Origin of the sequence: Allobosea sp., from assembly GCF_048595345.1 — a bacterium.
In the GTDB taxonomy this organism is placed as follows: domain Bacteria; phylum Pseudomonadota; class Alphaproteobacteria; order Rhizobiales; family Beijerinckiaceae; genus Allobosea.
Window position 1 is genome coordinate 1 of sequence record NZ_JBMDWH010000076.1, and the last position, 3034, is coordinate 3034.

Annotated in this window: 2 protein-coding genes and 2 pseudogenes; 2 read left to right on the forward strand and 2 right to left on the reverse strand. The window is 68.5% G+C overall.

Annotated elements, in window-relative coordinates; all coding sequences use genetic code 11:
• Positions 1–617 (forward strand): annotated as a pseudogene (locus ACOJTB_RS08715) (methylmalonyl-CoA mutase family protein); the annotation flags it as partial.
• A pseudogene (locus ACOJTB_RS08720) lies at positions 610–1965 on the forward strand (methylmalonyl-CoA mutase family protein); the annotation flags it as partial. The pseudogenes ACOJTB_RS08715 and ACOJTB_RS08720, both read left to right, overlap by 8 nt.
• 62 nt (positions 1966–2027) lie before the next feature.
• Here the strand turns inward: ACOJTB_RS08720 and ACOJTB_RS08725 are convergent.
• Together ACOJTB_RS08725 and ACOJTB_RS08730 are read right to left on the reverse strand one after the other, a co-directional pair.
• A complete protein-coding gene (locus tag ACOJTB_RS08725) occupies positions 2028–2285 on the reverse strand; it encodes a hypothetical protein (RefSeq protein WP_420102138.1) in 258 nt (85 codons plus the stop codon).
• 124 nt (positions 2286–2409) lie between these two features.
• A partial coding sequence (locus tag ACOJTB_RS08730; RefSeq protein WP_420102139.1) for an ABC transporter permease occupies positions 2410–3034 on the reverse strand: 625 nt, incomplete at its 5' end.

The following is a 3034-nucleotide window of genomic DNA, read 5'->3' on the forward strand; positions in this document are numbered from 1 at the left end:
TGGAGGTGGCGAAGATGCGCGCCGCCCGCCTCCTGTGGGCGAAGCTGGTCAAGCAGTTCGAGCCGAAATCCGAGAAGTCGCTGGCCCTGCGTACCCATTGCCAGACCTCCGGCTGGTCGCTGGCCGCGCAGGACGTCTTCAACAACGTGCCGCGCACCATGATCGAGGCCATGGCCGCGACGCAGGGCGGCACGCAATCGCTGCACACGAACGCCCTCGACGAGGCGCTGGCGCTGCCGACGGACTTCTCCGCCCGCATTGCCCGCAACACCCAGCTTGTCCTCCAGCAGGAGAGCGGCACGACGCGGATCATCGACCCGTGGGGCGGCTCGTTCTACGTCGAGCGACTGACGGCGGAGCTGGCCGCCAAGGCGTGGGCGCACATCCAGGAGGTCGAGGCGCTCGGCGGCATGGCGAAGGCCATCGAGGCCGGCATCCCGAAGCTGCGCATCGAGGAAGCGGCCGCCCGCACGCAGGCGCGGCTCGATTCGGGCGCGCAGACGCTCGTCGGCGTGAACAAGTTCCGGCCCGACGAGGACCGGCGGATCGACGTGCTGCGCGTCGACAACTCGACCGTCCGCACGATGCAGCTCGACAAGCTGAAGCGCCTTCGCGCCGCGCCTGTCCTTCTTCTGGGCTATCGGCATGAACTTCTTCATGGAGGTCGCCAAGCTCAGGGCCGCGCGGCTGATCTGGGCGACGCTCGTCAAGGATTTCGGGCCGCAGAGCGAGAAATCCCTGCCGCTGCGCACCCATTCGCAAACCTCCGGCTGGTCGCTGACGGCGCAGGACGTGTTCAATAACGTGCCTCGCACCATGATCGAGGCGATGGCAGCGACGCAGGGCCACACCCAGTCCCTGCACACCAACGCGCTCGACGAGGCACTTGCGCTGCCGACCGACTTCTCCGCCCGCATCGCCCGCAACACGCAGATCCTGCTGCAGCAGGAAAGCGGCACGACGCGGATCATCGATCCCTGGGGCGGCTCCTATTATGTCGAGCGGCTGACCGCCGAGCTTGCGGCCAAGGCCTGGGCGCATATCCGCGAGGTCGAGGCGCTTGGCGGCATGGCCAAGGCGATCGAGGCCGGCATCCCGAAACTGCGCATCGAGGAGGCCGCTGCCAAGACGCAGGCGCGGATCGATGGCGGGCTGCAGAAGATCATCGGCGTGAACTGCTTCAAGCCGGAAAACGAGGCCGCCATCGAGGTTCTGAAGGTCGACAATGCCTCGGTGCGGGCCCAGCAGCTCGACAAGCTGAAGCGGCTGAAGGCCGAGCGCAGCGAGACCGAGGTCGAAGCCGCGCTGACGGCCCTCACTAACGGCGCGGCGGGCGGGGCCAATCTGCTCGATCTGGCGGTCAAGGCCGCGCGGGCCAAGGCGACAGTCGGCGAGATTTCGCTGGCGATGGAAAAGGTCTTCGGGCGCCACCGCGCGGAGATCAAGGCGATCTCGGGAGTCTACAAGCGGGAGGTCGGCAGCATGAACCCGGCGGTGACGCGCGTGCAGGCACTGTGCGAGGCCTTCGAGGAGGCCGATGGGCGCCGCCCGCGCATCCTCGTCGCCAAGATGGGGCAGGATGGGCACGATCGCGGCCAGAAGGTCATCGCCTCCGCCTTCGCCGATCTGGGTTTCGATGTCGATATCGGGCCGCTTTTCGCTACACCGGACGAAGCGGCGCGGCAGGCGGTTGAGAACGACGTCCACATCGTCGGCGTCTCCTCGCTGGCCGCCGGCCATTTGACGCTGGTGCCGGAGCTGAAGGGCGCGCTGGCCGCCGCAGGCCGGCCCGACATCATGATCGTCGTCGGCGGAGTGGTGCCGCCGCAGGATTTCGAAGCGCTGATGGAAGCCGGCGCTTCGGCGATCTTCCCGCCCGGCACGGTCATCGCCGATGCGGCGGAGAAGCTGCTGGACGAGCTGAACCGCCGCCTCGGCTATGCTCAGCGAACGGCGGCGGAATAAAAAAAGGCGGACACCGACGAAGCGGTGCCCGCCCCATGGCGACGGCAGGCGGGGCGACACGATTACCGTCGGCCGTCACCATAGCTCGATGCCGGCACGGTGCGCGTGCCGAAATCCTCGGAATAGCGTTGCCAGCGGCGTTGCCCCCAGAAGCCGTGAACAGCGGGCGGCGCCGGGCGCCAGTCATAGCCATGCGGGGGCTTCTCGCGCTCGTTCGTGTCACCCGCGGCTTGCGCCCAGGCTCCGGCGGACGCGGCCAGGACGAGCCCAGCCGCGAGCGCGCCGGTCGCCATCCCCATCCTTGCCCGAAAGAAGGCCATGATCACGCCGCTCCAGCGGCAGCCCGACGCTGCCCGATGACGCGAAAATGGCCTGCTATGGCTGAACCGGGCTTGAGAGGGCCGTTCAGGCGGCGTTTAGGTTCGCGCGACGTTGCGGAGCTGGTTATCCGCCCGCCAGTTGCTCACGCTTCAGCAGCAGCGATGCGGCGATCACCACCACCGCCACCGCCGCGATCATGAGCGTGCAGGCAGCGTTGATCTCGGGCGAGACGCCGAGCTTCACCGCCGAGTAGAGCCGCATCGGCAGCGTGGTCGCACCGGGGCCGGTCGCGAAGCTGGCGACGACAAGATCGTCGAGTGAGAGGGTAAAGGCCAGCATCCAGGCGGCGGCCACTGCCGGCCAGATCAGCGGCAGCGTCACCGTCCAGAAGGTGACGAAGGGCGTGGCGCCGAGATCCTGTGCCGCCTCCTCCAGCGAGCGGTCGAAACCCGCCAGCCGCGCCTGCACGACGATACAGGCAAAGCCGAGACCGAAGGTCGCGTGGGCCATCGTCACCGTCCAGAAGCCGCGCTCCACATCGGCGGCGACGAAGAGCAGCAGCAGCGAGAGGCCGGTCACCACCTCCGGCATGACCAGCGGGGCCAGCACCATCCCTGAGAACAGCGTGCGGCCGAGGAAGCGGCCATGGCGCGCCAGCGCCAGCGCCGCCAGCGTTCCGAGCACCGTGGCGAGGCTCGCGGAGACGACCCCGAGGCGGATCGAGAGCCAGGCGGCATCGAGCAGCGGC

Coding starts and splice junctions, on each gene's coding strand:
- ACOJTB_RS08725 (WP_420102138.1), bottom strand. CDS start 2,285: ATGGCCTTCTTTCGGGCAAGGATGGGGATGGCGACCGGCGCGCTCGCG.